Here is a 6,481-nt window from a genome sequence, read left to right as displayed (position 1 = left end):
CGTCCGCCGGCGCCTTCACCGAACCGCCGGCGGAGACCGGCACGGGAAGCCCGTGACCTGCCGCCGCGACCGGCCGCCGGAGCGGCAGCTCGGCAGGGGGCGCACGTTCCCCGACGAGCGCCGCGCGGGGCCGGACCGCCGGGCGGGAAACCGGAATCCCAGGCGCGCGGGGCCCGGCCGGAAACCGGGCCCCGCGGAGGGCGACGGTCGTCAGAGGGCCGAGGGGAAGCGCTCCCAGACCCGGTGGCGGGTCAGCAGCCGGACCACCTCGGGTAGGACCTCCAGGCCGTCGCCGCCTCCGACCACGCCGGGCGCGTCGGAGGCGATGCCCGCAGCCTGCCAGACCCGCTCGGCGCCCGCCCAGCCGCCGAGGGCCTTGGAGTGCCGGTACGTCTCGCAGGCCAGCAGCACCACCCGGGGGTCGACCGCCGAGCCGGCGTCCCCGCTCCGGTTGCCGCTGCCGGCCTTTGCGTCCCGGGCCCCGTGGGCGTCGGCGGCCGGAGCGGGCGCGCCGGCCAGGAGCAGGGCGTCGAACTCGATGGAGCGGGCGGCCGCGAAGGTGCGCTGGACGGTGACGGGGTCACCGGTGTCCGCGCCCAGCACACCGCCGGTGGGCGCGACCACCAGCGGCACCATGCCCTGGTCGAGCACCGCCTGCCGGGCCGCGCGCACGGACTCCAGGCCGCCGCCGTCGGTGACGATCCCCACGACCCGCCCGGCCACGGGCCACTCCCGCCCCACCTGGGAGAGCGCCGGGCTGGGCGCGACATCGGCCAGGGGCTCGGACGGCTCGGGGGCCGGCAGCCCGAGCCCCTCGGCGACCTCCTGGCACAGCCGGGGGTCGATGTTGGCGAGCGTGCGCAGCACCCGCTCCCTGATCGCGTTCTCGTAGCACCGGCTCAGCTCGAAGGTGTAGGCGGAGATCACGTGCTCCTGCTCGACCGGCGACAGGCTGAGCCAGAACTGCCGCGGCTGGCTGAAGTGGTCGGAGAAGGAGGCCGGGACCTCCCGCACCTTCCGGCCGGCCGGCACCTCCACGGGCACCTCGACGTACGCGCCCGCGTCGGCTCCCGCGGTGAACGGGCAGCCGCCGTCCAGGGAGTTGGGCCGATAGGGGGCCGTACCCCGGTGCACGGCGGTCTGGTGCATGCCGTCCCGCAGCATGTCGTTGACCGGAGCGTGGGGGCGGTTGATCGGCAACTGGGCGAAGTTGGGGCCGCCCAGCCGGGTGATCTGGGTGTCGATGTAGGAGAACAGCCGCCCGGCCAGCAGCGGGTCGTCGGTGACGTCGATGCCCGGCACCAGATGGCCCGGGTGGAAGGCGACCTGCTCGGTCTCGGCGAAGAAGTTGCCGGGATTGCGATCGAGCGTCAGCAGTCCGATCGGCTGCACCGGGGCCAGTTCCTCGGGGACGATCTTGGTCGGATCCAGCAGGTCGATGCCCTCGAAGGTCTGCTCAGGGGTGTCGGGGAACGTCTGGATGCCCAGCTCCCACTGCGGGTGGGCGCCCGCCTCGATCGCGTCGGCGAGGTCGCGCCGGTGGAAGTCGGGGTCGGCGCCGCTGGTGATCTGGGCCTCCTCCCACACCTGGGAGTGCACACCGAGCCTCGGCTTCCAGTGGAACTTCGCCAGCGTCGTTTCGCCGTCGGCGTTCACCAGCCGGAAGGTGTGGACGCCGAAGCCCTCCATCATCCGGTACGAGCGCGGGATGCCCCGGTCGGACATGTTCCACAGCGTGTGGTGGGTGGCCTCGGTGTGCAGGGAGACGAAGTCCCAGAACGTGTCGTGCGCGCTCTGCGCCTGCGGGATCTCCCGGTCCGGATGCGGCTTGCCCGCGTGGATGACGTCGGGGAACTTGATGGCGTCCTGGATGAAGAAGACCGGGATGTTGTTCCCCACCAGGTCGAAGACGCCCTCGCCGGTGTAGAACTTCACGGCGAACCCCCGGGTGTCCCGGACGGTGTCCGCGGACCCACGGGAGCCGAGCACCGTGGAGAAGCGGACGAAGACCGGGGTCTCGACGTCCTTGCCCAGGAAGGCGGCCCTGGTCACGCTCGCCGCCGTGCCGTACCCCCGGAACACGCCGTGGGCCGCGGCGCCCCGCGCGTGCACCACGCGCTCGGGGATGCGCTCGTGGTCGAAGTGGGTGATCTTCTCCCGCAGATGGTGGTCCCGCAGCAGCACCGGCCCGCGGGCGCCCACCTTCAGGGAGTGGTCGGTGTCCGGCAGCCGGTGCCCCTGCGCGGTGGTCAGGTACTCCCCGCCCTGCGCCATCACCGCCCGGTCCGCGCCGGTGGGCTGCCCGGTGGGGCTGACGGTGGCGGGGCCGCTCTGGTCGGGCTTGGGAGGCAGCGGCCCCCGGGGCTCGGTCGGTTCCTCGAGCGAGGGCGGTTCGGGACCGGGGCGGCCGGGAACGGGGTGCTGCTGTTCCATGTTCGCTCCTCCGTGGGGCAGACGGACAACGGCACACTGGTGACCTGCGAACCGGACATCGAAACGGGAAAGGGGAAAAGTCACCTTCCCGTCCGTGCCGTTCCCGTCAGCCTCCGAACCCCGCCCCCGCGGGCGGCCGCGCCTCCCTCGGGCCCCCGCGCACCCCGCCCGACCCCGGCCGCCCGGCCCGCGCCGCCGCCGGTGCCGCGTCCGCCGGCGCCTTCACCGAACCGCCGGCGGGCGGCGCCTGACGGCGGGCCGGCCCGGACGGTCCCGGGCGTCCGTCAGGGCTTGCGGCCCACCCCGCAGTAGAAGGCCACCTCGTCGGGGAGCTCACCGGACGGCGAGGACTCCGGCCGCCACCGCGAGCACGACACCACGCCCGGCTCCAGCAGTTCCAGCCCGTCGAAGAACCGCGAGACCTCCTCGGGCGTGCGCTGGTGGAGCTTCGGCGTGCCGACGCTGTTCCAGTACTCGACCGCCGCGTCCACGTCGTCCAGCCCGGGCGCGGTGATGGTGTGCGACAGCACCAGGTGACTGCCGGAGGGGACCGCGTCCATGAGCCGCTTCACGATCGCGCGGGCCCGGTCGGTGTCCTCGACGAACATCACGATGCCCAGCAGCATGACCGCGACCGGCTCGGTGAAGTCCAGGGTCCTGGCCGCCTCCCGCAGGATGGCGTCGGGGTCGTGCAGATCGGCGTCGAGGTAGTCGGTGACGCCCTCGGGGGTGGAGGTCAGCAGGGCCCTGGCGTGCGCCAGCACGATGGGGTCGTTGTCGGTGTAGACGATCCGGGCGTCCGGTGCGATGCGCTGGGCGACCTCGTGGGTGTTCTCGCTGGTCGGCAGACCGGTGCCGATGTCCAGGAACTGCCGGACGCCCGCCTCGCCGGCCAGATGGGTCACCGCGCGGCCCAGGAACGCCCGGTCGGCCCGGGCGTAGTCCAGGATGCCGGGGTGGATGCTGCGGACCTGGTCGCCGGCTGCCTTGTCCACCTCGTAGTAGTTCTTGCCGCCCAGCCAGTAGTCCCACATCCGGGCCGAGTGCGGAATGGTGGTGTCGATCCGGGCCGACACCTGCTCGGACGTGGTCGTTCCGTCTGCCATGGGAGCCCCCTCCTGAGGTCCTGCGCGATTGCTTCCGTCAAACTACGCGCTCCAACCCGCCCTGGCAGCAGGTCTGTTGATCAAAGTTGGCCGGGCGGGGCGGGAGGCCCCCAGGGGAGGCCGGGGATCAGTCCTCGGCGGTCAGCCCGGCCTCCGCCGCGGCCAGCGCCGGTGCGTGGCCGAAGAGTCCGGGCAGGCCGCCGGAGTGCAGCAGGACCGTGCGGCGCCCTGGGCGGACCGTACCGTCCGCGACGGCCGCCGCCAGACCGGCCAGGGCCCGGCCGGTGTAGACGGGGTCGAGCACGAGACCCTCGGTGCGTGCGGCGAGGAGCAGCGCGGACCGGGCCTTCTCCGTGAGCGTGCCGTAGCCGGCCCCCACCTGGTCCGTGCGCAGCCGCAGCGACTCCGGCGGGCAGTACGCGCCGGTCAGGCCGGACGCCAGGCGCGAGACGGTGACGGCGGGGGCGGACACGGCGCCGACGTGGACGCCCAGGACCCGGTGCGCGCCCAGCTCGCCGACGAGTCCCGCCATGGTCCCCCCGGAGCCGACGGCGGTGACGACCGTGTCCAGGCCGGGGGCCTGGGCGAGGAGCTCGCGCCCGCACTCGGCGTAGCCCCGGGCACCGAGCACGCTGGAGCCCCCGAAGGGCAGGAGCGCCGGGACGGAGCCCTGCCGGCTCAGCTTCTCGGCGACCTCGTGCGCGACGGAGTCGAGCGAGGCGGCGTCGGTGTCGCCCGCCCACACCACCCGGGCGCCGAGGAGGCCGTCCAGCGCGAGGTTGCCGGACGAGGACGCCCCCGGACGGCCGGCGAGCACCAGCACGGCCCCCAGGCCGAGCCGGGCGGCCGCGGCCGCCGTCAGCCGCGCGTGGTTGCTCTGGGGCGCGCCGGTGGTGACCAGGACGGTGGCGCCGTCGGCCAGCGCCGCCCCGCACAGCCACTCCAGCTTGCGCACCTTGTTGCCGCCGCCGCCGAGACCGGTGAGGTCGTCCCGCTTGATCCACAGGTCCTCCGCCTCCAGCCCGAGGGCGAGGGCCAGGCGCGGCGCGGGTTCGAGCGGTGTGGGCCAGGTGCCGAGGACCGCCCGCCGCGGGGCGCCGTCCTGTGCCGTCATCTGAGTGGTCACCCCGGTGTGCCGTCCGTGAGCGGAGCTTCGACGGGGCCATCGTGGCACACACGCGGCCCGCCTTCCGCCGGGCATCCTGGGTCTCACGGGGTGATCCGGCCGGGAACGCCCCCTCTCGCCGGAAGGGGTGCCCATGGTGAGGAACGCCCAGCGGTTCCACGGGTGGATCGCCGGTGTGGGGACGTCCTCGGGGACGCGGATCGTCCTGGGGCACTGGCCCCGGTCGCCGTTCGGCCCGTTCGGCGACGTGATGCTGGAGCGGGCCGACGGGCAGCGGCTGCTGCTGGCCCCGGCCGGGCGGATCGCGGACTTCGTCGCCGCGGTCTACCGCTTCGACCGGGTGCTGGTCGTCCCGGTGGAGGTGGACGCGGCCCGGCGGCACTGGCAGGTCGCGGCCGGACCGCTGCGGATGCGCTTCACCACCGGCCGCCGGGGCGGGCTCGGGCTGCTGCTGCGGTGCGTACCCGCCCCGCTCGCCGCCCGGCCCGCCTGGGTCGCGCTCACCGACGTCCCCGCCCGGCTGATGCCCGGGGTGCGCACCAGGGGCAGCGCGGGCGGCGGGTACCGGGAGTGGTACGGAGTGCGGGACCTGCGCAGGATCACCGGTGTCGAGGCCTCGTGGGAGGGCCGGGACCTGGGTCCGCTCGCGCCGGTCGACCCTCCTGTGCGGTTCGGGTTCGGCTCCGCCCCCCGCACACCCGCCCTGGTCCGGGTGGTCACCACCGTCGCGGGGCCGCCGGCGTCCTCTCCCCCTGCCTCCGGCCGCGGAGGTCTGTAGCGTGGGAGACGTCCTTTCGGACCTCGGAGGTGCGGCATGCGCGTTCCGGCCATACAAACCGAGGGGCTGACCAAGCGCTTCGGCACGGTGACCGCCCTGGAGGGGCTGGACCTCCGGGTGGAGCAGGGCGAGATCTTCGGCTTCCTGGGCCCCAACGGGGCGGGCAAGTCCACCACGATCCGCCTGCTGCTCCACCTCGTCCGCCCGACCGCCGGGACGGCGCGGATCATGGGCGTACCGGTGGAGGACGTCGAACGCGCCCACCGGCACGTCTCCTACGTCTCGGGCGACGTCTCCCTGTGGCCGCAGCTGACCGGCATGGAGATCCTCACCCATCTGGCCAACCTGTCCGGCGGCGCCGACGACGCCTTCCGGGACGAGCTCATCGAGCGGCTGCGGGTCGACCCGAGCGTGCGGGCCCGCTCGTACTCCAAGGGCAACCGGCAGAAGATCGCACTGACCGCCGCGTTCATGACCCGGCCCGACGTGCTGCTGCTGGACGAGCCGACCAGCGGTCTCGACCCCCTGATGGAGGCGGAGTTCCAGGCTCTGGCCCGGGAGGCCGCCGACCGCGGCCAGACGGTCTTCCTCTCCTCGCACCTGCTGGACCAGGTGGAGGACATCTGCCACCGCGTGGCGATCCTGCGCGCGGGGCGGCTGGTGGAGGTCGCGGCACTGGAGGATCTGCGCAAGCTGAACACCACGGTGTTCGAGGCGGTCCTGGACGGCCCCGCGCCCCGGCTCGACGGAGTGCCGGGCGTGGTCGCCGTGGAGCGGATCGACCGCGGCCTGCGGGTGTCCGTGACCGGGCCGCCGTCGGCCGCGCTCTCCCGGCTCGCCTCGGCCGGACTGGTCCGGCTCCGCAGCCGGGAACCGAGTCTGGAGGAGATCTTCCTGACCTACTACGAGGCCACCTCCGGGCAGCGCGGGGCCGTCGCCGCCGCGCACGGCGCCCTGCCGGACGGCGCCGGACCCGGCGCCCGGGGCGGACGGGGCGCGCCGGACCCGCCGGGCGCGCCGGACCCGCGGTAGGAGGCG

General features: G+C 74.5%; 5 protein-coding genes. 2 read left to right on the top strand and 3 right to left on the bottom strand.

The features are described from left to right. Window positions 1–210 precede the first annotated feature (210 nt). From ACLIYP_RS17895 to ACLIYP_RS17885, 3 genes are all read right to left on the bottom strand, one after another. Entirely contained in the window at window positions 211–2,433 is a 2,223-nt protein-coding gene (locus ACLIYP_RS17895; protein WP_412714139.1) for a catalase, read from the bottom strand. Between the two features lie 284 nt (window positions 2,434–2,717). Continuing rightward, a complete protein-coding gene (locus tag ACLIYP_RS17890; protein ID WP_412714138.1) occupies window positions 2,718–3,539 on the bottom strand; it encodes an SAM-dependent methyltransferase in 822 nt (273 codons plus the stop codon). Window positions 3,540–3,666: 127 nt separating this feature from the next. Continuing rightward, window positions 3,667–4,653, bottom strand: a complete 987-nt coding sequence (locus ACLIYP_RS17885; protein WP_412714137.1) for a pyridoxal-phosphate dependent enzyme — start codon at window positions 4,651–4,653, stop codon at window positions 3,667–3,669. 145 nt (window positions 4,654–4,798) lie between these two features. Here ACLIYP_RS17885 and ACLIYP_RS17880 point away from each other — a divergent pair, with 145 nt between their 5' ends. Together ACLIYP_RS17880 and ACLIYP_RS17875 are read left to right on the top strand one after the other, a co-directional pair. Further along, a complete protein-coding gene (locus ACLIYP_RS17880; RefSeq protein WP_412714136.1) occupies window positions 4,799–5,443 on the top strand; it encodes a hypothetical protein in 645 nt (214 codons plus the stop codon). Between the two features lie 36 nt (window positions 5,444–5,479). Continuing rightward, complete coding sequence (locus tag ACLIYP_RS17875) at window positions 5,480–6,475, top strand: ABC transporter ATP-binding protein (protein ID WP_412714135.1); 996 nt, start codon at window positions 5,480–5,482, stop codon at window positions 6,473–6,475. Window positions 6,476–6,481 lie beyond the last annotated feature (6 nt).

Origin of the sequence: Streptomyces nanhaiensis (assembly GCF_046614825.1) — a bacterium.
GTDB classification, from domain to species: Bacteria; Actinomycetota; Actinomycetes; order Streptomycetales; family Streptomycetaceae; genus Streptomyces; species Streptomyces radiopugnans.
Note: the sequence above shows the minus strand (reverse complement) of the source record. Positions and strands in the feature narration are given on the sequence as shown.

What these genes read in the sequence shown, in the direction of transcription:
- ACLIYP_RS17895 (WP_412714139.1), bottom strand. Translation starts at nt 2,433, where the DNA reads ATGGAACAGCAGCACCCCGTTCCCGGCCGCCCCGGTCCCGAACCGCCC.
- ACLIYP_RS17890 (WP_412714138.1), bottom strand. Translation starts at nt 3,539, where the DNA reads ATGGCAGACGGAACGACCACGTCCGAGCAGGTGTCGGCCCGGATCGAC.
- ACLIYP_RS17885 (WP_412714137.1), bottom strand. Translation starts at nt 4,653, where the DNA reads ATGACGGCACAGGACGGCGCCCCGCGGCGGGCGGTCCTCGGCACCTGG.
- ACLIYP_RS17880 (WP_412714136.1), top strand. Translation starts at nt 4,799, where the DNA reads ATGGTGAGGAACGCCCAGCGGTTCCACGGGTGGATCGCCGGTGTGGGG.
- ACLIYP_RS17875 (WP_412714135.1), top strand. Translation starts at nt 5,480, where the DNA reads ATGCGCGTTCCGGCCATACAAACCGAGGGGCTGACCAAGCGCTTCGGC.